Source organism: Variovorax sp. Varisp36, from assembly GCF_047304235.1.
Lineage (GTDB): Bacteria > Pseudomonadota > Gammaproteobacteria > Burkholderiales > Burkholderiaceae_C > Variovorax.
The window spans coordinates 78488-101370 of record NZ_JBGLYU010000015.1 but is presented as its reverse complement, the minus strand read 5'-3'; the positions used below and the strand labels follow the sequence as shown (position 1 = coordinate 101370).

The window sequence follows — 22883 nt, the reverse complement described above, 5'->3', positions numbered from 1 at the left end:
ACTGACATGCGCCTCACCACCAAGGGCCGCTTCGCGGTCACCGCGATGATCGACATCGCTCTGCACGGCCGTTCGGGCCCCGTCACGCTGGCCTCGATCAGCCTGCGCCAGCGCGTGTCGCTGTCCTACCTGGAGCTGCTGTTCGGCAAGCTGCGCCGCGCCGGCCTCGTCGAATCGACCCGCGGCCCGGGCGGCGGGTACTCTCTGAGCCGCAAGGCGGCGGAGATTTCCGTGGCCGACATCGTCCTCTCGATCGAGGAACACGATGCGGAATCCTCCCGCCGGCGCAATGCCGACGCGCCGGGCGAGGCCGGCCGCTGCGAAATCGACGAGCTCTGGGCCACCGTGAACCTGCGGGCGGTCGAGTTCCTCAGGTCGATCTCGCTGCAAAGCCTGGTCGACGAGCAGAAGGCCAAGGGCGTGCAGGCCGCGGCACGCAGCGACAGCCGGCGCACGCCGTCCGGCCAGCCGTCCACGCGCAAGCCTTTTGTCGTCGACGCGCCGAACTCGGTGTTCGCACTGGGACGGCGCCAGCAAGGCGCCAGCTGACGGCGTCGCGGCGGCTTCCCGGTTCAGCGCTCTTCGGCAGCTGGCAAGCGCCGCGGCAGGCCCGGCAGGGTCCATCCGAAGGTCATGCCCGCCGCCGCGATCAAAATGGCCGCTGCGCCCACCAGCTGCAGCGCGCCCAGCCGCTGGCCGAAGGCGACGTAGTCGACGCCAATGGCCACCAGCGGATAGATGAACGACAGCGCGCCCGCCACCGGCGTCGAGAGCTTCTGCAGTGCGCCGTACAGCAGCACGAACACCAACCCCGTGTAGACCACGCCCATCGTCAGGTGCACGCCCCAGGTGGCGGCGTCGGCGGGCAGCGTCTTCAGGTGCGCGAAGGGCGCGAGCAGCACGATGCCCACGCAGACCTGGATCAGTGCGATGAGGTGCGGCGCGATGCCGTCGAGCTTCTTCGCGACGATGGCGGCCACCGCGTAGCAGAAGGCCGCGCCCAGCGCCATGAGCACGCCGATCAAGTAAGAGGAACCGTCGGCACCACCGCCGGACTTGGCCTGCGCCACCAGCACCACGCCGGCGAACGCGATGCACAGCCAGATGGCCTTCATCGCGGTCAGCCGCTCCGACAGCAGCAGCGCGCCGAGCGCGACCAGCATGAAGGGCTGCGTGTTGTAGACCGCCGTGGCGATCGAGATCGACGCATGCGAGAAGGCCGCGAAGATCAGCACCCAGTTGACGACCAGCGCCACGCCGCCGAGTGCGGCCAGAGCAAAGCTGCGCACCGTCAGGCCGCGCCGCAGCAGGCCCAGCGCGAGGCACACGACCAGCAGCGTCGCCGCGCCGAACACGCAGCGCCAGAACAGCAGGTCGGGCAATGGCTGGCCCGAGCGCACGACGAACCATCCGATGGTTCCGGAAATCACCATGGCCACGCTCATCTCCAGCGCGCCGCGCAACTGCGTCTGCATGTCTCGGTTCCGAACGGTAGAAAGAAGGAGCAAGCGTGCCACGTCCCGCGCGGATTGGATATGCTTTTAACAAGGAAACAGTTGCCAGCCGCCTTTGAAAAAAAACCGTCAACGCCCATTCGTCACCGGAGATCGGAAATGCTCGACGCAACAGACGGGCACGGCACCCGCATTCCATAAAACCAAGGAGACGCTCATGATCACTTCCCGTCGCGGCCTGCTGGCCGGTTCTGCTGCCATGGCCACGGGCGCCATCGCAGGTTGCGCGCTGCCCGCCGGGGCCGGCCGCGCGGCGGCAACGCCGTTCGACATCGCCGCATCGACCATCCCGATCGTCGGCAGCGAGCAGGTCTTTCCGGTGCGCCGCATCTACTGCATCGGCCGCAACTACGAGGCGCATGCGCGCGAGATGGGTTCGGACCCGAGCCGCGAGCCACCCTTCTTCTTCCAGAAACCGGCCGACGCGATCCAGGTCGTGACGCCGGGCGTGGTGGCCGACCACCCCTACCCCACGCTCACGAAGAACTACCACTACGAAGTGGAGCTGGTGGTGGCGCTGGGCAAGGGCGGGCGCAACATCCCGGCGAGCTCGGCGCTGGACCACGTGTACGGCTATTCGCTCGGCCTCGACATGACGCGCCGCGACCTGCAGCGCGAGATGGGCGACCAGAAGAAGCCCTGGGAAATCGGCAAGAGCTTCGACCACTCGGAGCCCGTCGGCCCGATCCACCCGGTGACGAAGGTCGGGCACTTCACCGATGGCGCGATCTGGCTCAAGGTGAACGGGCAGACGAAGCAGAACGCCACGCTCAGGCACATGATCTGGTCGGTGGCCGAGCAGATCAGCCGGCTGTCGCAAGCCTTCGAGCTCAAGCCGGGCGACATCATCTACTCGGGCACGCCGGAGAACGTCGGGCCGGTGGTGCGCGGCGACCTGATCGAGATCCACATCGACCGACTGCCGGAGCTGTCGGTGCGGATCGTCTGAGGGCTGCGGGAGAGGTGCCGGCGCGGGAGCCGCGGGACCATTTTTCCTGCCGGATCGATGCGGATCATCGGGGTTCCCGCATCTCCCGAGCCGCCATGTCCCAGCCTCCGCAAGCCACCTGAGCGGCGACTGGCCGCATGGACCGCGCCGCGCTTCGGCAGCTATCGACCGCTCACCGCGCCGCGTTCCTGTCCGAGACGGCGACCCCGGGCGCTGGTATGCGGTGGGGCGGCTGAGCTACAGCCTGCACGACCGCGCGATGTCGGACAGCCTGATCGGCGCTGAGTACAACGCCTGCTGCTGGGTCGGGCGCGTCGTGCTCGAGCGCTCGGTATCGGGCCGCACGACGCCGGACACGCGGCTGATGTTCCAGATCCAGTTCAACGGCTTCGGCAACGTCGGCTCGAACCCGACGAGCACGCTGCTGCAGAACATACAGGGCTACCAGCCGCGGAATCCGCAGACGCAGCAACCCAGCCGTTTCACCAACTGCGACTGAGTGCTCTTGTGCTCTTGTTCAGGACGCGTGCACAGGCCACCGGGTACTCCCCTTCGCGAATGTCCCCATCGGCGTGAGCGCTCCCTGAACCCTCACAGCTTAGATCAAGGCAGAAGTTCGAATTTCAGGTCAGCCAGCGGCGTGACCTTCTCCTCGCGCACCATCTTGTATTCGGTGTTCGGTCCCAGCCACTTGGCCCAGATCCGGTCGAGTTCGCCCGACTTCTCCAGCGCATAGAGCGCGCCGTTCACCTTGGCCAGCAGCGCGGGCTCGTCCTTCTTCATGCCGATGCCGATGGGCTGCAGCACCATCGGGTCCTTGATCATCTTCAGCGCTACGCCTTCGGTCTTCGACTGGTTGACCAGCTTGGTGATGGTCATGGTGTTGGCGACCATGCCGACCGACTTGTTCTGCTGTACCGCCATGAAGGCCGAGCCCGTGTCCTGGAACGTGACCGGTTCCGAGCCGTTCATCTTGATCGACAGCTCGGAGGTGGAGCCCTTGGTCGAGCTCAGGCGCTTGCCCTTGAAGTCGGCCTTGGCCGTGCCGGGATCGGAGGCCTTGACGGCCAGCATTTCCTTGGCCACGTAGTACGGGTCGCTGAACTGGATCTGCTCGCCGCGGCTCTTGGTGTAGGCCAGGTTGGCGATGGTCACGTCGACGCGGCCGAGCTTCACTTCAGGGACACGCGCCTCCACCGACAGCGGCGTGACCTTGGCGGTGAGGCCGAGCTCCTTGGCGAGCGCATTGCACAGGTCGACGTCGTGGCCCACCATCTCGCGCGTCTTCGGGTCGGGTGCGGCGAACGGGGGAACGTCGGCGAAAGTGCCGCACTTGAGCTCCTTGCGCTGGGCAATGTCGCTCCACTGGTCGGCATGCGCCAGCAGGGACGACGCGGCGAGGCAGGCGCCGATGGCGGCGAGGCGGAAGACGGTCTTGTTCGACATGGTGGACTCCTGGGAGATTGCGAAGGGAAACGCGGGTGGGGGCTCAGTGCGCACGCAGGTCCGACAGGAAGCGCTGCGCGCGCGGATGCTGCGGACTGCCGAAGAAAGTGACGGGGTCGGCCTTCTCGAGGATGCGCCCCGCGTCCATGAACCAGACGCGGTCGGCCACCTCGCGGGCGAAGTTCATTTCGTGCGTGACGCACATCATCGTCATGCCGTCGTGCGCCAGCCCGCGCATCACCGACAGCACCTCGCCGACCATCTCGGGGTCGAGCGCGCTGGTGGGCTCGTCGAACAGCATGGCGGGCGGCTCCATCGCCAGCGCGCGGGCAATCGCCACGCGCTGCTGCTGCCCCCCCGACAGCTGCGCCGGGTACGCGCCCGCCTTGTTCGACAGGCCGACGCGTTCGAGCAGCTGCCCGGCCTTGGCCTTCGCGTCGGCGCGCTTCACGCCGAGCACGCGCATCGGCGAGAGCATGATGTTCTCCAGCACCGACAGGTGCGGGAACAGGTTGAAGCTCTGAAACACGAAGCCGATGCGGCTGCGCAGCTTGTTCAGGGCCTTGCTGCTCATGGGCGCATGGATGTCGTGGCCGTCGAACAGCAGCTTCCCCGACTTCACTTCCTCCAGCCGGTTCACGGTGCGGATCAGCGTGGACTTGCCGGAGCCCGAGGGTCCGCAGACCACCACGACCTCGCCCTTCTTCACCTCGGCGTTGATGTCGGCCAGCGCCTGGTAGTCGCCGTACCACTTGTTGATGTCTGAGAACAGGATCATGGTGTCGTCCTTGGCGGGCACTGGTTGCCCTGCGGGGTGTGGAACGGGCGTCATGGCTGCGTCACCACCGGGGTCGGGAGCGGCGCGCCGTCTTCGGTGGACTTCACCGCCACGGCGCCGAGCCGCTTGTGCGCAATGCGCCGCTCCAGCCATTGCGCAAGCTGCGTGAGGCTGAAGCACACGACGTAGTAGGTCATCGCCAGGATGAAGAACACCTGGAACGGCTTGGTCAGCAGTTGGTTGTTGATCTGGTTGGCCGCGAAGGTGAGCTCCTGCACGTTGATCACGTAGCCCAGCGTGGTCTCCTTGATGGTGGAGATGAACTGGCTCAGCATGCTCGGCAGCATGTTGTAGAGCGCCTGCGGCAGGATCACGTACCACATGGTGCCCAGGTGGCTGTGGCCCAGTGCGCGCGCCGCCTCGCCCTGGCCCTTGGGCAGCGACTGGATGCCGGCGCGCACCACCTCCGAGAGGTAGGCGCCTTCGTAGATCACCAGCGTGCACAGCATGGTGGTGAAGCCCGACACGTCCCGCCCGATAAGGATCGGCACGAGAAAGTAGACCCACAGGATCACCATCAGCAGCGGCACGCCGCGCACGACGTACACCAGCACCGCAGCGGGCCAGTTCAGCAACCGCCAGGGCGACAGCCGCGCCAGCGCGAGCAGCACCGACAGCGGAAAGGCCAGCACGATGCCGAGCACCGACAGGATCAGCGTGGCGACGATGCCGCCGAGCGGGCCGGTGGGGTACTGCCCGACCAGCAACAGCAGCCAGTTGTCGCGAAGAATTTCGTAGACGCTGTACATCGGGGTCCTCGCTTACCTTGCGCCGGCGATGCGGTAGCGCCGCGCCAGCCATCCGCCCACGGCCATGATGATCAGCGAGCACAGCAGGTACAGCACCGTCGCGACGCTGTAGGCCTCGAAGGTGCGAAAGCTCTGGCTCTCGATCTCCTTCACCGCATGCGTCAGCTCGGCCACGCCGATGGCCATGGCCAGGCTGCTGTTCTTGAAGAGCGACACGCTGTGGTTGACCAGCGCCGGCACCGCGTTGCGGATGGCCTGCGGCAGCATCACGTGGCGCATCGAGCCGATGTAGCCATGGCCCAGCGCACGCGCCGCCTCGGCCTGCCCGGCGGGAATGGCGCGCAGGCCGGAGCGCATGTCTTCGCTGAAATACGCGGCCTGGCACAGCCCGAGCGCGACGATCGACAGCAGCCGCTCGGCGTTGTGCACCGACAGCCAGCCCTGCAGCGCATCGGGCAGCAGGCTGAAGATGCCGAAGTACCAGAACATGAGCTGCACCAGCGTGGGCACGTTGCGGTGGTAGGAGACGTAGCCGGCCACCACGCGCTCTGCGATGCGGTTCGGCGTGAGCCGCACCACCAGCAGCACGATGGCCATGGTCATGGCGAGCAGCCACGAGCCCGCGGCGATCTTCAGCGTCTCCTGCAGGCCGTGCAGCAGCATGGCGCCGAACTCCGGTTTCAGCAGGATCGCCAGCAGGTCGAAGTCCTTCATGGGCTGTTCCTTTGCGTGGCTGCCGGGGCTGCTGCCGCTCAGGCCTGCGGCGCTTCCGGCCGGGTGGTCGACAGGCCGCCGGGCACCTGCAGCGTGGGCGTGATTTCCATGTGGCCCACGTTCACCGCGATGGGCGCCGCAATGGCGAAGGCGATGGCGTTGGCGATGTCCTCGGCCTGCGGCAGCTCGAAGCCCTCGACGAAGCGCTTGTAGGTGTCCTCGGAGTCGCCGTGCACGTGCGCGAAGATGTCGGTGGCCACGCGCCCCGGGCAGATCTCGGTGACGCGCACGCGCTTGCCGAAGCAGTCGATGCGCAGCTGGCGCGACAGCATGCTCACCGCCGCCTTGGTCGCGTGGTAGGTGCTGTTGCCGCCGAAGTTGTAGGCCGCGGCGATGGAGCTGATGTTGACCACGTGGCCGCGGTCGCGCGCGGCCATGCCGGGCACCACGAGCCGGCACAGGTGCAATACGGCGCGCAGGTTGACGTCTACCAGCAGGTCGATGCCTTCGGCGTCGGCCTTGAGGATGGAACCCGGGCGGTCCACGCCGGCGTTGTTGACCAGCACGTCGAACTCGATCTCCTGCGCGAGACGCGTGACGCCCGCGAGATCGCTCACATCGATGGCGTGCGGCACGCAGCCGGTGCGCGCGGCCAGGTCGGCCAGCTTGTCGGCGCTGCGCGCGAGTGCATGCACCTGCAGGCCTTCCTTGCTGAGGCGCTCGACCACGGCGGCGCCGATGCCCGACGAGGCTCCCGTCACCAGCGCGGTCTTGTAGTCGGAAAACGGCATGTTGTGTTCTTTCATTGAGACGGCAGACGTCTGCCTGGAATTCACTGTAGCCAGCGCCCGTGCGCGGCGCCAAGACGGAATGGCTGTGGAGAGATAAGCCGCCCTTATGTCGCCCGGCATCCGTGCATATGACTAAGGGTAAGCACCATGTTCGTGCCCTTGCGCCTCGTCAGATCGATTGCCTGGAGATCGGCACCACGCGCCCCGCCTGCTCGACCACGCCGCGCACGGCGCGCGCCAGCTCCACCGCGCCGGGGGTATCGCCGTGCAGCAGGATCGAATGCACGCGCATCGGGATCTTCTTGCCGGTGACGCTGGTGACGATGCCTTCTTCGAGCAGCTGGCGCACGCGCGCCAGCACCGCGTCGCGGTCGTGGATCACGGCGCCGGGCAGCTTGCGCGGCACCAGCAGGCCGTCGTCGCCACAGGCGCGGTCGGCCAGGAAGGTGGTGCGCACGCGCAGGCCGCAGCGTTCGGCGGCCCCTTCGATGGCACGGCTGGCCGAGGTGCTGACGGTGAGCGTGGGGTCGAAGTCGGCCACGGCGCGCACCAGCGGATCGGCCAGCGCGGCGTCGGCGGCGGCCATGTTGCCGAGCGCGCCGTGGAAGCTCATGTGCGTCATGCGGTGGCCGGCGGTGCGGGCCATGCCATCGAGTGCGCTGAGCTGGTAGAGCACGCAGGCCACCAGTTCCTTCGTCTCGATCTGCATCTGCCGGCGGCCGAAACCCATCAGGTCGGGAAAGCCCACGTGCGCGCCCACATCGACGCCACGCTGGAGCGCCATGCGAACGGTGCGGTCCATGATGACCGGGTCGCCCGCGTGGAAGCCGCAGGCCACGTTGGCGGAGGAGACGATGTCCAGCAGGGCTTCGTCCTCGCCCATGCGCCAGGGGCCGAAGCCTTCGCCAAGGTCGGCGTTCAGGTCGATGTCCATGGGAGTGTCCTTCACGTCTTTTCAGAGGGGGTGCAGGTCGACCAGCGGCGTGCCGTAGCCGACCGTGGCGCCATCGTCCACAGGGATGTTTTCGACGATGCCGGGCTGCGGTGCGGTCACGGAGAGCAGCAATGGGCCGATCTTCAGCAGGCCGAGGGTTTGGCCGACCTCCACGCGCTGGCCGATGCGCACCAGCGGTGCGGCGGCCAGCGGGTGGCTGTGCAGGAACACGCCGAGCGAGGGGGCATGGATCGGCAGGAGTTCCGGCTCCTCTGCTTCTTCCACCGGCAGTTCAACGATGCTGTCGCCCAGCCGGCCGAGGCGCAGCGTGCCCTCGGGCGTACGCAGTTCGAGCAGGCCGATGTCGGTGCCGGACAGCCAAGCGGCCAGTTGCGGGATGCGGAGTGCGGTGTCCTGCATGTCAGTTCCTTCGGGGGTGCGTGCACAGGCCACCGGGCACTCCCCTCCGCGAATGTCCCCCGCCTTCGGCTCCTCCTTTATTTCGCTGCGGGGAGCACCCGGTGCCCTGTGCACGATGGGCGCTCTGCTTGTGCTGGCCGTTCAACCGCTCTGCCGAACGCTCACGCCGGCGGGGGGCCTTGCGCAGCGAAATAAAGGAGGAGCCCGAAGGGCGGGGGACATTCGCGGAGCAAGGTACCCCGTCGGCGTGAGCGCGCCCCGAACAAGCAGCACGACGAACAGAAAGACAGCTTTTCATCGAGGCGCACTCCGATGCAGCTCCACCACGCGCGCCACCTTGTCGAGCCAGGCGCGCACTTCGTCGAGCGCGTCCAGCGCCTCGTCCCACGTGGTTTCGATGAAGCGCATGCGGCTGCCGATGGGCGCCTGGCCGAGGCGCCACATGTCGGCCTCGATCACGGTGCCGAACTTGGGGTAGCCGCCTGACGGTTGGGCGTCGCGCATCTGGATGATCGGCTGGCCGCTGTGAGGCACCTGGATGACGCCGGGGACGATGCCGTGCGAGCGCAGTTCCATCGGCGCGATGGGACGCAGCGGCTCGCCTTCGAGGCGGTAGCCGTAGCGGTCGCTTTGCGGGGTGATTTTCCATTCGCCGGCCCAGAAGGCCTCGCGCGAGGCCGGCTCGAAAGCCATGTACTCGGCGGCGGGCAGCACGCGCACGGCCGCGACGCCGTCGCGCTCCAGCGGCAGCGCGATCGCAGGCGGCACCAGGCCGAAGCCGGTACGGAAAGTGCTGCCCGTGGCCGCTGCGCGAAGCACATCGCCTCGGCGCAGCGCGCGTCCCTCGTGCCCGCCGAAGGCACCGCGCAGTTGCGTGCTGCGCGAGCCCAGTACCTCGGGCACGTCGATGCCTCCAGCCACGCACAGCACGGCGCGGCTGCCGCGCTGCGCGCCGCCTTGCGGCAGGCCCAGCGTGAGCACCTGGCCGGCGCGCGCCTGGTGCACCCACCAGGGCAGCAGCGGTTGGTCGTCGAGGCGGGCGGCGCAGTCGGCGCCCGTGAGTGCGAACGCGCAATCCTCGGCGAAACGGACCTTGAACGGGAACACCGGCACCTCGACCGCGGCGGCACCCAGTTCGTTGCCCAGCAGCAGGTTGCCCGCGGCCAGCGCGAGGTTGTCCATGGCGCCGGAGGTGCCGACGCCCCAGCGCAGGCTGCCGGTGCGCCCCAGGTCCTGCACGGTGGCGAGCGCGGCCGAGGAAAGGATCTCGATCATCGGACGATGCCCTCCACACGGAAGCGGATCATGTCGCCCGGCTGCAGCATGGCGGGCGGGTCCTGCGCCGGATCGAAGAACACCATCGAGGTGCTGCCGATGGTGTTCCAGCCGCTGGGGCCGGCCGAGGCCGACACGCCGGTCTGCGCGCCGCCGATCGACACCGCACCGCCCGGGATGCTCAGCACGGGCACCTTGCGCCGCGGCGTCGCGATGCGCGGGTCCATGCCGCCCAGGTAGCAGTAGCCGGGATGGCTGCCGAGCGCATACACCGGGTAGAGCGGCGCGCTGTGCAGCTCGACGACGGCATCGATGCCCAGGCCCGTGTGCGCCATCACGTCGGCCATGTGCGGGCCGCCTTCGCCGCCGTAGACCACCGGGAGCTCGACCACGCGGCCTTCGCGCGGCAAGGCAGTAGCAGAGTCCCAGGCGTCGCACAGGCGCGTGCGCAGCGCATCGAGGTGGCGCGGCGCACGCGTGAAGGTGAGCATCAGGTTGTTCATGCCCGGCACGGCCTCCCGCACTTCGGGCCAGGTCTCGGCCTCGCGGGCCAGCGCCCAGATGCGCTGTTGCGAAGGCAGGCTCATGTCGCCGGGCGCTTCGAACAGCAGCGCGGTGGTGCCCAGCAGGCTGGTGGACGGCGAGGTCGAAGATGTCTGTGCGCTCACGCCGCGCTCCTTTGCTGCAGCCAGCGTTCGAGGTGGTGGATGTCGACACCGCCCGCGGCAAAGCCCTCGTCGCGCAGTAGCGCGCGGTGCAGCGGCACGTTGGTGGCAATGCCTTCGATGCGCGTCTCGGCCAGCGCAAGGCGCATGCGGTCGAGCGCATCGGCGCGGGTGTCGCCGTGCACGATGAGCTTGGCGATCATCGAGTCGTAGTACGGCGGCACGCGGTAGCCGGTGCCCGCGTGCGAATCGACGCGCACGCCGAAGCCACCGGGCACCTGCCAGCCGGTGATGCGGCCGGGCGCGGGCGCGAAGGTGTCGGGGTTCTCGGCATTGATGCGGCACTCGATGGCGTGGCCCTGGCAGCGCACGTCGGCCTGCGCGAGCAAGAGGCGCTCGCCGCGCGCCATGCGCAGCTGCTGCTGCACGATGTCGATGCCGGTGGTCATCTCGGTCACCGGATGCTCGACCTGCAGGCGGGTGTTCATCTCGATGAAATAGAAGGCGCCCTTCTCGTAGAGAAACTCGAAGGTGCCCACGCCGCAGTAGCCGATCTGGCGGCACGCGGCCGCGCAGCGCTCGCCCACTTCGGCCATCAGCGCGTCGTCGATGCCGGGCGCGGGCGCCTCTTCGATCACCTTCTGGTGGCGGCGCTGAAGCGAGCAGTCCCGGCTGCCCAACCAAACGGCGTTGCCATGGCTGTCGGCCAGCACCTGGATCTCGACGTGGCGCGGGTGCAGCAAAAACTTCTCGATGTAGACCTCGGGGTTGCCGAAGGCCTGGCGCGCTTCCTCGCGCGTAAGGGCCATGGCGTCGAGCAGCGCGGCCTCCTCGTGCACCACGCGCATGCCGCGCCCGCCGCCGCCGCCCGCGGCCTTCACGATCACCGGGTAGCCAATGCCGCGCGCCAGGGCGAGCACGGCGGCCGGGTCCTCGGGCAGCCCTTCGTCGGGACCGGGCACGCAGGGCACGCCGGCCTTGCGCATCGCACGCTTGGCCGAGACCTTGTCGCCCATCGTGCGGATGCAGGCGGCACTGGGCCCGACGAACACGAGGCCCGCTTCCTCGACGCGTGCGGCGAAGCCCGCGTTCTCCGAAAGAAAGCCGTAGCCGGGATGGATCGCCTGCGCGCCGCTCACCTCGGCGGCGAACAGCAGCGCGGACTGGTTCAGGTAGCTCAGGCCCGGCGCTGCCGGCCCGATGCACAGCGCCTGGTCGGCCTGCGCGACGTACATCGCGTCGCGGTCGGCCTCGGAGTGCACGGCCACGGTGCGCAGGCCGAGCCCGCGGCAGGCGCGCTGGATGCGCAGGGCGATCTCGCCGCGGTTGGCAATGAGCACGGTATCGAACATCGCGCGTGCCTCCTCATGCGAAGCGGAACAGGGGCTGCCCCGCTTCCACTTCCTGGCCCGATTGCACGAGCACCTGGCGCACGGTGCCCTCGCGCTCCGCGCGGACCTCGTTGAACATCTTCATCGCCTCGATCACGCACAGCAGCTGGCCGGCTTCCACGGCCTGCCCAGGCTGCACGAAAGGCGGCTCGCCGGGCGCGGGCTGCAGGTGCACCACGCCGTGCAATGGGGCGAGGCATTCGGCAGCGGCAGCGTCGATCGGCGCTGCTTCTTCGGGGGAGTGCCTTGGCGCCCTGCGCGCGGCAGGCTGCCTCGGCGCAGTGGACGCGCCCGCCAGCGCCGACAGCTTCACCAGCCGCAGCGTGCTGCCGTTCTCGCTGAACTCCAGTTCCGCCAGGTCCGATGCGGCCAAAGCGTCGATGAGCGTCTTGATCTGTTCCTGCTTCATGCCGGGGCTGTGGTGGCCGACGCGTTCCGCGAACGCGTGACGGCATGCATGAAAGGTAACGGGCCATGGACACAAAGCCCAAGACGGAATGGCTGTGCCGGGATAAGGCCGGCTTATGACAGCGCGGCAAGCTCGGGTTCGGGCGTCGACGCAACCTTGCCGGCCAGGTCGACCACGAGTTCGAGCAGGATGTCCTTCACGGCCTGCGCGGGCTCGGACAGCGGCAGGTGGTCGGACTGGCACAGCGCCAGCGGCGCCTCGATGACCGGGTCGACGATGGGGAATTGCCAGGCTCCGCAGCTCGCGACCACCTCGCGCGCCATCGACGCGGGCAGGATGGTGGCGCCCAGCCCGTCGGCAATGGCGGCCGTGAGCGTGAAGGCCGATTCGATCTCCGCCACCACGCGCGGCACCATGCCGGCGCGCACGAAGGCCGCGTCGACCAGCTTGCGCACCACGTTGTACGGGCGCGGCAGAAAGAGCTCGATGTCGCGCAGGTCGGCCAGCTTCACCGGCTGCGCGGGCACCGGCATCGAGGCCGGCCCGACCAGGAACAGCGGCTCCTTGAGCAGCGGCACGAAGGTGAGGCCATGGATGGCCTTGTCGCCATAGAGCACGGCCAGGTCCATGCGGCCGTTCATGATGAGTTCGCTCAGCGTGGTGCCGTAGTTCTCGTTCAGGTACAGCAGGATGCCGGGGTGGCGCGCGCGCACGGTGCGCAGCAGCGGCAGCGACAGCGCCGATGCGGCTGTGCCGGGCGCCAGGCCCACCGACACCTGGCCCGAGAGCCCCTCGCCGGCCGCCTCCATGTCGACGCGGGCCTGCTCGCACTGGCGCAGGATGATCTGCGCATGGCGGTACAGCACCTTGCCGGCCTCGGTAGGTGTCACGCCGCGCTTGGTGCGCACCAGCAGTTGCTGGCGCACCTCGCCTTCGAGCGTGGCCAGCTGCTGGCTCAGCGCGGGCTGGGCAATGAAAAGGACTTCGGCGGCCTGCGTGAGGCTGCCGATGTCCACGATCTTCACGAAATATTTGAGGCGTCGCAGGTTCACGCCTTGTCCCCAAGCAAAAGCCAAGCCTAGCACCGCCCCTGCGCGGCCGGTAGGGGGACTCACCATAAGCTGCGCCTATACGACCAGTGAAAAGTCGTCTTGGCCTCGCCCGATCGATGTGCGTACCGTTCGGTCCATGCAAGCCACCACCTCCCACGTTGCCTCCCGCATTGCCGCCCGCGTGCGGCGCATCAAGCCCTCGCCCAGCACCTCGGCCGCCGACCGCGCCAACGAACTGCGCAGGCAGGGCAAGTCGATCGTGAACCTCGTGGTGGGCGAGCCCGACTTCGACACGCCACCCCACATCCGCCAGGCCGCGGCCGCCGCCATCGAGCGCGGCGCCACGCGCTACACGCTGATGGCGGGCACGGTGGAGCTGCGCGAAGCCATCGCCGCCAAGCTCGAGCGCGAGAACGGCCTGCGCTACGCGATGAACGAGATCATCGCGACCAGCGGTGCGAAGAGCGCGATCTACAACGCCTTCGCCATCACGCTGGAGCCGGGCGACGAGGTGATCATTCCCGCGCCCTACTGGGTGTCGTACCCCGACATGGTGCTGGCCTGCGAGGGCACGCCCGTCACCGCGGCCTGCCCCGAGGCGAACGGCTTCAAGCTGACGCCCGCGCAGCTGGAGGCGGCCATCACGCCGCGCACGCGCTGGCTGCTGATCAACTCGCCGAGCAACCCGACCGGCGCCAGCTACACGGCGGCCGAATACGGCGCACTGGCCGAGGTGCTGCAACGCCATCCACACGTGATGGTGATGACCGACGAGATCTACGAGCACATCCGCTTCGACGGCGAGACGACGCCCCACATCCTCGTGGAGGCGCCCGCGCTGCGCGACCGCACGCTGATCGTGAACGGCGTCTCCAAGACATACGCGATGACGGGCTGGCGCATCGGCTATGCGGCCGGGCCGGTGGACCTGATCAAGGCGCTGGACACGCTGCTGTCGCAATCCACCGGCAACTGCTGCTCGGTGAGCCAGGCAGCCGCCGCGGCCGCGCTGAACGGCGACCAGAGCTTCGTGGCCGAGAGCGTGGCCGTGTACAGGCAGCGGCGCGACCGCACGCTGGCGCTCATCAACGCCATTCCCGGCCTGTGCTGCGCCACGCCGCCCGGCGCCTTCTACCTCTACATCAACTGCGGCGGCCTGATCGGCAAGACCACGCCCGAGGGCAAGCGCCTGGTAGAAGACGGCGACGTGGTGATGTACCTGCTCGAAAGCGAGGGCGTGGCCCTGGTCGCGGGCACCGCATACGGCCTGTCGCCGTACTTCCGCCTGTCCATCGCCACGTCGATCGAGACGCTCGAAGAAGGCTGCAAGCGCATCGCGCGCGCCGTGGCTGCACTGCACTGAATTCACAAGGACGAACCCATGCCCTACAAAGCCATCCGCAAGAACCCGTCGGCCCCGCAGGCTGCGCCGCACATCATCGCCGCGCTGCACGACATCCCGGTGGCTGCGCTCAGCGACAACATGCACCGCAACATCGGCAGCGTGGGCCTGCAGCCGTACCACCGCCCCGGGCACAAGACCATGGCGGGCACGGCCGTGACCGTGAAGACGCGCGGCGGCGACAACCTCACGCCGATGCGCGCCTTCGAGTTCTGCCGGCCCGGCGACGTGCTGGTGATCGACGCGGGCGGCGATGTCACGAACGCGGTCATCGGCGGCATCCTGTCGTTCTATGCCGCGACCATCGGCACCGTGGGCCTGGTGCTCGACGGCGCCGTGCGCGACGTGGCCGAGATCCGCGAGCGCGACTACCCGGTGTACGCGCGCGGCGTGAACCACCGCGGCCCGTACAAGGACGGCCCCGGCGAGATCAACGTGCCGGTGTCGGTGGGCGGCATGATCGTGAACCCGGGCGACATCGTGGTGGGCGACCAGGACGGCCTGATGGCCTTCTCGCCCGACGAGGCCGAGCTGCTGATCGAGAAGGCCCGTGCGCACCTGGAGACGGAAGCGCGCACGATCCTAGCGATGAAGGAGGGCCGCTGGGACCGCTCGTTCCTCGACGTGCTGGAAGCGCGCTGCGCGAACTAGACCTCCCCCAGGCTTTGCGCACTTCGTGTCGCTGCGCCACCCCCCTCACCGGGGGCGACACCGGTGGCCCGGCAAAGCCGGATCCACGGTGTCCCCCGAACAAGCCATGCCAGTCTCAAGCGTTGCTGGCAGCAGCGGCTCAGGTAGCTGAGGCACCCTCGCTGACCAGCTTCCACAGCGCCTCGGCCACCGGCGCCATCTGCGCCTGCTGGCGGTACAGGCGGATGTCCACCGGCACGCGCCAGCCGCCCGCACCGGCATCGGCCAGCGCGCCGCTGCGCAGGTCTTCCGCCACCAGGCTCATCGGCAGCCAAGCGAGGCCGCGGCCCTCGAGTGCCATGGTGCGCAGCAGCGCGGCATGGTGGGCCGTGAAGACCACCGACAGCGACGCGGCGAAGTCCTTGCCGAACTCGCTGTCCTGGATCGCCCGCATGATCCGCCCCAGGCCCGAGGCCTCGCTGTAGGCCAGCACGGCGGGCGACCGGCCCGTGCCGAGCACGTGCAGCGGCGCGCCCTTCGCGTCCGCCGCGGACACCGGCACCAGCACGTCTTCGCTCAACCGCTGCACCGGGTACTGCGCCTCGTCGAGCCGCCCCGGTGCGCCCGCATGGCCGTGGCACAGCACGAACTGCACGCGGCGCTGCAGCATCAGGTCTTCGCAGGCGTACGAACTGTCGGAGACGGTCTGGATCGGGCCCGTGTGCAGGCGCGATTCGACAGTGCCGAGCCAGCGCGGGAAGAAGGTCAGCGACAGCACGTGCGTGGCTGCGAAGCTCAGGCTGGCTGCGTCGAGGTCGTGCGCGGCGCGGGCCTTGATGCGCGCGGCCTGCAGGCCGGCCAGCACTTCCTGCAGCAGGGGCTGGAAGCGCTTGCCCGCCGCCGTGAGCGCCGTCGGGTGTGCGCTGCGGTCGAACAGATCGACGCCGACCCACTCCTCCAGCGAACGGATGTGCCGGCTGAACGCGGGCTGCGCGATGGAGCGCGCCTGTGCCGCACGCGAGAAATTGCCGGACTCGGCCAGGGCCATGAAATCTTCCAGCCATTCCAGGTCGAGCGGTCGGTTGCCAGGGCCCATGCGCAGCGCGGTCGGTTGAATAGTTGTATGCGATTCGAGTATTGGACGGCCCATGCCCCGCCGGCAAAAGATGCACCCCATTCCTGCACCTTGAACCACCACGGAGACACAGCATGCCTTCCATCGCGAATTATCGCGGGATCATTCCCGCCATTTCCTGCCCCTTCACGGCCGACCACCGCATCGACGAACCCGCGCTGCGCAAGCTGGCCTCGTGGCTCGCGGGGCACGACGGCGTGGTGGCAATCATGACCAACGGCCACACCGGCGAAGTGTTCTCGCTGACGCCTTCCGAACGCGCCGAGGTGACGCGCATCGTGGCCGACGAGCTGCGCGGCCGCATGCCGGTGATCTCGTCCATCGTGTGCGAAGGCCTGGCCGAGGCCGCCGAGCATGCCCGCGCCGCCCAGGCCGCAGGCGCGGTGGCGCTCGACGTGATGCCGCCGCACCACTGGCTGCGCTTCGGCTTCACGCCCGGCCATGCGCTGCAGTACTTCGAGGCCATCCACCGCGCCGCGCCGGAGCTGGACCTGGTCTGCCACGTGTATCCGGCCTGGACGCGCGCCTCGTACTCGTCGCAGCTGCTGGCGGAGCTGGCTCGCCTGCCCTACCTGCAGGCCTTCAAGGTGGGCCAGCGCGACATGAACAAGTACGCCCGCGACATCCAGGCGATCCGCGAAGCCGATGCGTCCAAGGCCATCCTGACCTGCCACGACGAATACCTGCTGGCCTCGATGGTGCAAGGCGTGGACGGCGCGCTGGTCGGCTTCGCGACCTTCATACCGCAACTCATCATCGACCTGTGGAACGCCGTGAAGGCCGGCGACCTGAAGAAGGCGATGGCGGTGCAGGCACTCATCACGCCGCTGAAGGACGCGGTGTACGGCGGCGGCGAGCCGACCGGCGAGGCGCATGCGCGCATGAAGGGCGGCATGTTCCTGGCCGGCGTGCTCGACAACGCCACCGTGCGCCCGCCCACCGAGGCGCCGAATGCACGCGAGATGGATGCGCTGCGCGCCGCCGTCGAGCAGGCAGGCCTCTCGAAGCGCTGAGCCCACGGGGCCGCGGTGCCCCGATGAAAAACACAAGGAGACAAGAGACATGCAACGCAATCATTTCCTGCGCACCGCGCTGGCCGCCCTCGCGCTGGCCGCCGCGTCCACCACCGGCTTCGCGCAGACCTGGCCCAGCCGCCCGGTACGCATGGTGATCCCGTTTCCGCCGGGCGGCACGCTCGACACCATCGGCCGCCTGCTGGCGCAGAAGCTCGGCGAGCAGACGGGCCAGAGCTTCATCGTGGAGAACCGCGCCGGGGGCAACGGCATCATCGGTGCCGACGTGGTGTCGAAGGCGCCGGCCGACGGGTACACGCTGCTGTTCAACGCCTCGACCTTCACCACCGCGCCGATGACCATGAAGTCCGTGCCCTACGACGTGGTGAAGGACTTCACGCCGGTGGCGCTGGTGGCGAAGGCGCCGCTGTCGGTGGCCGTGAACAAGAACCTGCCGGTGAGCGACGTGAAGTCGCTCATCGCGTATGCCAAGGCGCACCCCGGCAAGATGACCTTCGCGGTGGGTTCGATCGGATCGGCGGGCCATCTGTCGACCGAGCTGCTCAAGCGCGCGGGCGGCGGGCTCGACTACCTGATCGTGCCGTACAAGGGCACCGCGCCCGCGTTCCAGGACCTGATCGGCGGGCAGATCGACGGCTTCATCGACCCTATCCTCGGTTCGCTGCAGTACCACAAGAGCGGCATGCTGAAGGTGATCGCCGTCACCTCGGCCGCGCGCGCCGCGAGCCTGCCGAACGTGCCCACGGTGGGCGAGAGCATCCCGGGCTACGAGTTCTACAGCTGGTACGGCCTGTGGGGTCCGGCGAAGCTGCCGGCCGCCGTCACGCAGCGGCTGAACACCGAGGTCAACAAGGCGCTGGGCACCGACATGCGCGAGACGCTGAATGCGCAGGGCCTGCTGCTGACGCCGGGCAGCGTCGAAGACTTCGTGAAGTTCCAGGCCGACGACATGGCGCGCTCGAAGAAGATCATCGTGGAGGGCAACATCCATGTCGAATGAAGCTGCCCCGCACGCAGTGGTAACGGGCAGCAGCGGCGGCATCGGCCGCGCCATTGCGTCCCACCTGCTGGAGGCGGGTTGGCACGTGAGCGGACTCGACCTCGCCGCGCCGACGCTGTCTCACGCGCGCTTCGTGCATGTAGCCGTCGACCTGTGCGATGCCGACGCCATCGCGCGCACGGCCGCCGCGCTCCAGGACGCGGATGCGCTGGTGCATGCAGCGGGCGTGCTGCGCGTCGGCCCGCTGGGCGCGCTCGACCACGCAGGCGGCGAGCTGATGTGGCGCCTGCATGTCGACGCGGCCACGCGGCTGGCCGACGCGCTCGTGCCCGCGATGGCCGCGCGCGGCCGCGGCCGCGTCGTGTTCGTCGGCAGCCGCGTCGCGCAGGGCCTGCCCGGCCGCGGCCAGTACGCAGCCACCAAGGCAGCACTGATCGCGCTCGCGCGCAGCTGGGCCGCGGAGGTCGCGGCGCAGGGCGTGACCGTCAACGTGGTGTCGCCCGGCGCCACGCAGACCTCGATGCTGCAGGACCCGGCCCGCGCAGGCAGCGCACCGCGCCTGCCGCCCATCGGCCGGCTGATACAGCCCGAGGAAATCGCCGCGCTCGCGGGCTTCCTGCTGTCGCCGAACGCGGCGGCCATCACGGGGCAGGACATCGCCATCTGCGGCGGATCGTCGCTGCACCGCTGAACTTTCCTCCTTCTTTTCTCCAGAACCACCGACCATGAAAATCGTCAACATCCTCGAGTCCACCCGCCCCATCAAGTCGGACATCCGCAACGCCTACATCGACTTCTCGAAGATGACCCTGAGCCTCGTTGCCGTGGTCACCGACGTGATCCGCGACGGCAAGCCGGTCATCGGCTACGGCTTCAACTCCAACGGCCGCTACGGCCAGGGCGGGCTGATCCGCGAGCGCTTCCTGCCGCGCCTGCTGGAGGCCGAGCCGGCATCGCTGCTCGACGAGACCGGCGACAACCTCGATCCGCACAGGATCTGGGCCCGCATGATGATCAACGAGAAGCCCGGCGGCCACGGCGAGCGCTCGGTGGCCGTGGGCACCATCGACATGGCCGTGTGGGACGCCACCGCCAAGATCGCCGGCAAACCGCTGTACCAATTGCTCGCGGAGCGCTACGGCACCGGCACGCCGGACCCGCGCGTGTTCGTGTACGCGGCCGGCGGCTACTACTACCCCGGCAAGGGCCTGGAAGGCCTGCAGCGCGAGATGACCAGCTACCTGGAGCGCGGCTACTCGGTGGTGAAGATGAAGATCGGCGGCGCCACGCTGGCCGAAGATTGCGAGCGCGTCGAGTCGGTGCTGAAGATCCTCGGCCCCGGCCAGCAGCTCGCGGTGGACGCCAACGGTCGCTTCGATTTGCAGACGGCCGTCGACTACGGCCGCGCGCTGTCGCAGTACCCGCTGTTCTGGTACGAGGAGGCCGGTGACCCGCTCGACTACGAACTGCAGGCCAAGCTCGGCGAGGTGTACGCCGGCCCCATGGCCACGGGCGAGAACCTGTTCTCCATGCAGGACGCGCGCAACCTCATCCGCCACGGCGGCATGCGGCCCGACCGCGACTGGCTGCAGTTCGACTGCGCGCTGAGCTACGGGCTGGTGGAGTACCTGCGCACGCTCGAGATGCTGAAGGCACACGGCTGGTCGCCCTCGCGCTGCATTCCCCACGGCGGCCACCAGATGTCGCTGGCCATCGCGGCCGGCCTCGGGCTCGGCGGCAACGAGAGCTACCCCGACCTGTTCCAGCCCTACGGCGGATTCCCCGACGGCGTGAAGGTACAGAACGGCTACGTCACGCTGCCGCCGCTGCCGGGCATCGGCTTCGAGGGCAAGGCCGACCTGATCACCGAGATGCGCGCACTAGCAGCCTGAAAGCAAGCACGGCCGGTCTGTTCGTGGGGCACCGCGGAACCGGCTTTGCCGGGCCGCAGGTGTCGCCCCCGGCGAGGGGGCAGGCGAAGCGACACGAAGTGCGCGAAGCCTGGGGGAGTATCAAGGATGAAAGCCGGAGCGGCGCACGACCGGCTCCCATTGCTGGCGATAGTTCTTGAGCATCTGCGCGGTCTCGGACGCGTTGCTGACCACGGACGTGATGTAGAGCGCGTCGGCCGCCTTCTGCAGTCCCGGGTCTTTCATGACGTCGCGAATCGCGTTGGACAGCACTTGCACCTTGGCGGGCGCCATCGTGCTGGGCGCGAAGAAGGTGTTCCAGCCGTCGGCATCGATCTTCATGCCGGCTTCGCGGAAGGTGGGGACGTTGGGCGCGAAGCTCGCGCGCTTCTTGCCTGACGTGGCCAGGATGCGGATCTTGCCGGCTACGTGCTGCGGATAGAGCGAGTCGAGCGTGTCGATCGCGATCGGCAGGCTGCCGCCGCTCAGGTCGGCCGACAGCGGCGCCGAGCCGCCATAGCCCTTGATCTCCGGCTGCACGCTCAGTGCATCGCCCACCATCAGGCCGAAGAAGTGGGGCAGGCTGCCCGTGGCCGGCACGCCGAAGACCGCTTCTTCAGGGTGCGCCCAGAGCCGGCCCACGAGGAACATCGCGCGGTCGAGCTGGAGCTTGTTGCCGACCGCCAGCGCAAAGTCGTAGCTGCTGACTTGCGAGACGGGCACGAAGTCCTTGTCGGGATCGTAGCCCGCGTCCTTGAACACCAGCGGCGCGACCACCATCACGGCGGGGTTGCCGAGCATCAGCACGTTCTGCCCCGCGGGGGCGCGCTTCACTTCCCTGGCCGCGAGCCGGCCGCCCTCGCCCGGACGGTTTTCCACGCTCACCTGGATGCCGAGCTTCGGCGTCAGCCGCTCGGCGATCAGTCGCGCGATGCGGTCAGTGCTGCCGCCCGCGGCGTAGCCGACCACGAGCGTGAGCGGTCCGCCCTCGAGCGCGGCGGGCGCCTGGGCATGGGCCAAGGGGGCGCAAGCGGCCAGGGCGACGCCCCACGCCATGAGCTTGCGCCTGGAAAGAAATACGGGCATCGGTTCTCCTGCGGGCAGTTGTCGTGAACGGGGGCACGCACGGCTTTCACGGCGAAAATCGCGTGCCCGGACTGTTTCCATTCGTTCAAATTTGTTACCGGTTTATACGCATACACAAACAGTTGATCTAATTCACTATCCGTCCGCCGAGGCGGGCGAACCACATTTCCTGCCCCTTCTCCCTTCCGTCATTCCTATGCAACAAGCTTTTCCCGATGCAGCAGCGTTGCGCTCGCCCCGCTCCCTGGACGATCTGCTGCTGTACCGGCTGTCGCGTGCCGTGCGCGCAGGCAGCGGCATGGCGACCCGCCTGGTCGAAGGGGGCTTCGGCATCACGCGCCGCGAGTGGGGCATGGTCGCCACGCTCGCGCAGGAGGGCGAGATGACCTCGTCGACGCTCGCCACACACCTGCACCTGGACCGGGTGCGCACCTCGCGCGGACTGCGCAGCCTGGTCGAGAAGAAGCTGGTGGAGCGGCGGCAGGACTCGCAGGACCGGCGCGAGGTGCATGTGCAGCTGAGCGCTTCGGGCCGGCAACTGTTCGACCGGTTGTTTCCGCGGATCGCAGAGCTGAACACGGAACTGCTGGAAGGCATCGAACCTGCGCACCTCGACATCTTCCTGCGGTGCCTGCGGCATCTGGAACAGCGTGGAGTGCAGTTGCTTGCACAAGGGGTGGTCGCGGAGAAGGCGGACCGCCGTTCGGGGGGGACGCGGCATCGGTGGCCGGAGCGCGGGAGCTGACGGCGCCCTTGCATGGCCGCAATCGCGAACTAGACTGAAGCATGAGGGCACCCGCGGTGCCGGGGGCCAAGGAGCGTGCCATGTACAAGCGTGTTCTTGTCCCGACCGACGGCTCCGCGCTCTCGGAGCAAGCGGTCAACACCGCCATCGAGCTGGCCTTGCTGACCAATGCGGAACTGGTGGGCGTCACCGTCGCGCACATCGAGCCCGTCGGCTACTTCGAAGGCTCGATGATGCTGAGCCAGCGGGACATCCAGGCCTCTCAGGCGCAGACGGACCAGGCCGCGCAGCACCTGGTCGACAGGGTCGCAGCCCTCGCGCTCGGCAAGGGGGTTCGCAACGCGCAGGCCATCGTCATGAAGTCGAACCAGGTCGCCGAAGCCATCATCGCGACCGCGAAGAACCAGCAGTGCGACCTGATCGTGATGGCCTCGCACGGGCGGCGCAGCCTGGCGCGCCTGCTGATGGGCAGCGAGACGCTGCATGTGCTGACGCACTCGCACGTTCCGGTGCTGGTGCTGCGATAGGCAGCTCGCCGCTGGCGGCGCCCGTTCAGGCCAGGCTCGGTTCGCCGCCTGCCTGGGGCTGCTGAGCCTCCTGATCCAGCCATTGCAATTCACTCAGGAGGTACGGCCTGGAAAGAGTCATTCCGTCCAGCCGGACGCGCACGGCCAGGCCATACACCTTGGTGATCGTTCCCGGCTTCCCCTGAAACTCCACCCGCGCCCCTCTTCGGACGGGGGCCCTGAACTGGGCGTAGATTTCCTTGATATTCATCGCAGGGGTTCCTGTGA

27 protein-coding genes are annotated in these 22883 nt (G+C 68.5%); 11 read left to right on the top strand and 16 right to left on the bottom strand.

Annotation, left to right across the window (positions count from 1 at the left end; genetic code table 11):
* The first annotated feature begins 6 nt into the window (after positions 1–6).
* On the top strand, positions 7–549 hold the full coding sequence (locus tag ACCD11_RS11865; RefSeq protein WP_007828037.1) for an Rrf2 family transcriptional regulator: 543 nt from the start codon (positions 7–9) through the stop codon (positions 547–549).
* A gap of 23 nt (positions 550–572) precedes the next feature.
* Here ACCD11_RS11865 and ACCD11_RS11860 read toward each other — a convergent pair whose 3' ends face one another.
* Positions 573–1475: a DMT family transporter gene (locus ACCD11_RS11860; protein ID WP_413313994.1), complete on the bottom strand. Its 903-nt coding sequence runs from the start codon at positions 1473–1475 to the stop codon at positions 573–575.
* 196 nt (positions 1476–1671) lie between these two features.
* Between ACCD11_RS11860 and ACCD11_RS11855 the strand changes: the two genes are divergently transcribed.
* Positions 1672–2463 (top strand): fumarylacetoacetate hydrolase family protein, encoded by a 792-nt coding sequence (locus ACCD11_RS11855; protein WP_413313993.1) that lies wholly within the window; start codon positions 1672–1674, stop codon positions 2461–2463.
* 259 nt (positions 2464–2722) lie between these two features.
* The gene (locus tag ACCD11_RS11850; protein ID WP_413313991.1) at positions 2723–2962 is read left to right on the top strand and encodes a hypothetical protein; all 240 of its coding nucleotides are present in this window, start codon (positions 2723–2725) and stop codon (positions 2960–2962) included.
* Between the two features lie 104 nt (positions 2963–3066).
* On the opposite strand, the gene ACCD11_RS11845 is transcribed toward ACCD11_RS11850, so the two are convergent.
* From ACCD11_RS11845 to nac, 12 genes are all read right to left on the bottom strand, one after another.
* Positions 3067–3909, bottom strand: a complete 843-nt coding sequence (locus ACCD11_RS11845) for an ABC transporter substrate-binding protein (RefSeq protein WP_413313990.1) — start codon at positions 3907–3909, stop codon at positions 3067–3069.
* Positions 3910–3952: 43 nt separating this feature from the next.
* Positions 3953–4687: an amino acid ABC transporter ATP-binding protein gene (locus ACCD11_RS11840; RefSeq protein WP_413313989.1), complete on the bottom strand. Its 735-nt coding sequence runs from the start codon at positions 4685–4687 to the stop codon at positions 3953–3955.
* 50 nt (positions 4688–4737) lie between these two features.
* Positions 4738–5496, bottom strand: coding sequence for an amino acid ABC transporter permease (locus ACCD11_RS11835; protein ID WP_007829016.1), 759 nt, complete (start codon positions 5494–5496; stop codon positions 4738–4740).
* Positions 5497–5508: 12 nt separating this feature from the next.
* On the bottom strand, positions 5509–6210 hold the full coding sequence (locus ACCD11_RS11830) for an amino acid ABC transporter permease (RefSeq protein WP_007829015.1): 702 nt from the start codon (positions 6208–6210) through the stop codon (positions 5509–5511).
* 38 nt (positions 6211–6248) lie between these two features.
* Positions 6249–7001, bottom strand: a complete 753-nt coding sequence (locus tag ACCD11_RS11825) for an SDR family NAD(P)-dependent oxidoreductase (RefSeq protein WP_042672747.1) — start codon at positions 6999–7001, stop codon at positions 6249–6251.
* Between the two features lie 169 nt (positions 7002–7170).
* On the bottom strand, positions 7171–7935 hold the full coding sequence (locus ACCD11_RS11820) for a LamB/YcsF family protein (RefSeq protein ID WP_413313988.1): 765 nt from the start codon (positions 7933–7935) through the stop codon (positions 7171–7173).
* A 21-nt stretch (positions 7936–7956) separates the two neighbouring features.
* Positions 7957–8355 carry an acetyl-CoA carboxylase biotin carboxyl carrier protein gene (locus tag ACCD11_RS11815; protein ID WP_413313987.1) on the bottom strand — a complete coding sequence of 133 codons (399 nt, stop codon included), beginning with the start codon at positions 8353–8355 and terminating at the stop codon, positions 7957–7959.
* 294 nt (positions 8356–8649) lie between these two features.
* Complete coding sequence (locus ACCD11_RS11810; RefSeq protein ID WP_413313986.1) at positions 8650–9630, bottom strand: biotin-dependent carboxyltransferase family protein; 981 nt, start codon at positions 9628–9630, stop codon at positions 8650–8652.
* A complete protein-coding gene (gene pxpB, locus ACCD11_RS11805; RefSeq protein WP_007829010.1) occupies positions 9627–10298 on the bottom strand; it encodes a 5-oxoprolinase subunit PxpB in 672 nt (223 codons plus the stop codon). The genes ACCD11_RS11810 and pxpB overlap by 4 nt, the downstream gene beginning before the upstream one ends.
* Positions 10295–11647 (bottom strand): acetyl-CoA carboxylase biotin carboxylase subunit, encoded by a 1353-nt coding sequence (gene accC, locus ACCD11_RS11800; RefSeq protein ID WP_413313985.1) that lies wholly within the window; start codon positions 11645–11647, stop codon positions 10295–10297. Before accC ends, pxpB begins: the two co-directional genes overlap by 4 nt.
* Positions 11648–11660: 13 nt before the next feature.
* Complete coding sequence (locus tag ACCD11_RS11795) at positions 11661–12095, bottom strand: acetyl-CoA carboxylase biotin carboxyl carrier protein (RefSeq protein WP_413313984.1); 435 nt, start codon at positions 12093–12095, stop codon at positions 11661–11663.
* Positions 12096–12208: 113 nt separating this feature from the next.
* The gene (gene nac / locus ACCD11_RS11790; protein ID WP_413313983.1) at positions 12209–13147 is read right to left on the bottom strand and encodes a nitrogen assimilation transcriptional regulator NAC; all 939 of its coding nucleotides are present in this window, start codon (positions 13145–13147) and stop codon (positions 12209–12211) included.
* Positions 13148–13283: 136 nt separating this feature from the next.
* On the opposite strand from nac, the gene ACCD11_RS11785 reads away from it, so the two are divergent.
* Both ACCD11_RS11785 and ACCD11_RS11780 read left to right on the top strand, forming a co-directional pair.
* Positions 13284–14510, top strand: a complete 1227-nt coding sequence (locus ACCD11_RS11785) for an aspartate transaminase (RefSeq protein WP_413313981.1) — start codon at positions 13284–13286, stop codon at positions 14508–14510.
* A gap of 18 nt (positions 14511–14528) precedes the next feature.
* On the top strand, positions 14529–15200 hold the full coding sequence (locus ACCD11_RS11780) for an RraA family protein (protein ID WP_007829004.1): 672 nt from the start codon (positions 14529–14531) through the stop codon (positions 15198–15200).
* 139 nt (positions 15201–15339) lie between these two features.
* Here ACCD11_RS11780 and ACCD11_RS11775 read toward each other — a convergent pair whose 3' ends face one another.
* Positions 15340–16275, bottom strand: a complete 936-nt coding sequence (locus ACCD11_RS11775; RefSeq protein ID WP_413313980.1) for a LysR family transcriptional regulator — start codon at positions 16273–16275, stop codon at positions 15340–15342.
* A 113-nt stretch (positions 16276–16388) separates the two neighbouring features.
* Between ACCD11_RS11775 and ACCD11_RS11770 the strand changes: the two genes are divergently transcribed.
* The 4 genes from ACCD11_RS11770 to ACCD11_RS11755 are packed head-to-tail and all read left to right on the top strand — an operon-like array spanning position 16389 to position 20240.
* Positions 16389–17327 carry a dihydrodipicolinate synthase family protein gene (locus ACCD11_RS11770; RefSeq protein ID WP_007829002.1) on the top strand — a complete coding sequence of 313 codons (939 nt, stop codon included), beginning with the start codon at positions 16389–16391 and terminating at the stop codon, positions 17325–17327.
* Positions 17328–17376: 49 nt separating this feature from the next.
* Positions 17377–18348, top strand: coding sequence for a Bug family tripartite tricarboxylate transporter substrate binding protein (locus tag ACCD11_RS11765; protein ID WP_413313979.1), 972 nt, complete (start codon positions 17377–17379; stop codon positions 18346–18348).
* Entirely contained in the window at positions 18338–19039 is a 702-nt protein-coding gene (locus ACCD11_RS11760) for an SDR family NAD(P)-dependent oxidoreductase (RefSeq protein ID WP_413313978.1), read from the top strand. Before ACCD11_RS11765 ends, ACCD11_RS11760 begins: the two co-directional genes overlap by 11 nt.
* Positions 19040–19073: 34 nt before the next feature.
* Positions 19074–20240, top strand: coding sequence for a mandelate racemase/muconate lactonizing enzyme family protein (locus tag ACCD11_RS11755; RefSeq protein ID WP_413313977.1), 1167 nt, complete (start codon positions 19074–19076; stop codon positions 20238–20240).
* Positions 20241–20360: 120 nt separating this feature from the next.
* Here the strand turns inward: ACCD11_RS11755 and ACCD11_RS11750 are convergent, their stop codons facing one another.
* The gene (locus ACCD11_RS11750) at positions 20361–21344 is read right to left on the bottom strand and encodes a tripartite tricarboxylate transporter substrate-binding protein (RefSeq protein ID WP_413313976.1); all 984 of its coding nucleotides are present in this window, start codon (positions 21342–21344) and stop codon (positions 20361–20363) included.
* 196 nt (positions 21345–21540) lie between these two features.
* On the opposite strand from ACCD11_RS11750, the gene ACCD11_RS11745 reads away from it, so the two are divergent.
* Together ACCD11_RS11745 and ACCD11_RS11740 are read left to right on the top strand one after the other, a co-directional pair.
* Complete coding sequence (locus ACCD11_RS11745) at positions 21541–22089, top strand: MarR family winged helix-turn-helix transcriptional regulator (RefSeq protein ID WP_413313975.1); 549 nt, start codon at positions 21541–21543, stop codon at positions 22087–22089.
* A gap of 80 nt (positions 22090–22169) precedes the next feature.
* Complete coding sequence (locus ACCD11_RS11740; protein WP_007828992.1) at positions 22170–22616, top strand: universal stress protein; 447 nt, start codon at positions 22170–22172, stop codon at positions 22614–22616.
* Between the two features lie 25 nt (positions 22617–22641).
* Here ACCD11_RS11740 and ACCD11_RS11735 read toward each other — a convergent pair whose 3' ends face one another.
* On the bottom strand, positions 22642–22866 hold the full coding sequence (locus ACCD11_RS11735; protein WP_007828990.1) for a hypothetical protein: 225 nt from the start codon (positions 22864–22866) through the stop codon (positions 22642–22644).
* Positions 22867–22883: the final 17 nt, after the last annotated feature.